Origin of the sequence: Dorea sp. 210702-DFI.3.125, from assembly GCF_020560945.1 — a bacterium.
In the GTDB taxonomy this organism is placed as follows: Bacteria; Bacillota; Clostridia; order Lachnospirales; family Lachnospiraceae; genus Dorea; species Dorea formicigenerans.
The window spans coordinates 1-443 of the sequence record NZ_JAJCNF010000088.1; the positions used below are offsets into that span (position 1 = coordinate 1).

Annotated in this window: 1 protein-coding gene; it reads right to left on the bottom strand. The window is 47.6% G+C overall.

Translation table 11 applies throughout. The annotated features are described in order from the left end of the window. A partial coding sequence (gene grdA / locus LI164_RS15660; RefSeq protein ID WP_180211280.1) for a glycine/sarcosine/betaine reductase complex selenoprotein A occupies nucleotides 1-443 on the bottom strand: 443 nt, incomplete at both ends.

Sequence of the window (443 nt, forward strand, 5' to 3'; positions counted from 1 at the left end):
CAGTATTCGTCACGGATAGCGCTCATCTCGCTAACGATATCGTCAACGTCGAGTACCATCTCCATCATGCTTACCTGCTCATCATAAACAGCTTCGTCAAACTCTGCCTTCATTTCAGGCTCGCAAACGTGATATACTGTGAGTCCAAGCTGGACCCCTGTCAATGGACCTGCGAATGTCGGATCTCCTGCTGTTACAGTCTCAGCTGCAAGACCTGCAGCTTCACCTTCTGCAGCACCAAGAACTACTACTAAGTTCTCTGCGCCGTATTCATCAGCGAAATCCTTTACTCTTTTCTGATTCTCTAAGTCCATTGCGCCTGCGCTCGTTCAGACGAAACACTCCGTAGATGAAAATACTACTTCAGCACCAGCAGTTTTTACGCACTCTGCGATAGCTGGTCCCGGAATTCCATCACGGTCTCCGATAATTATTGCTTTTTT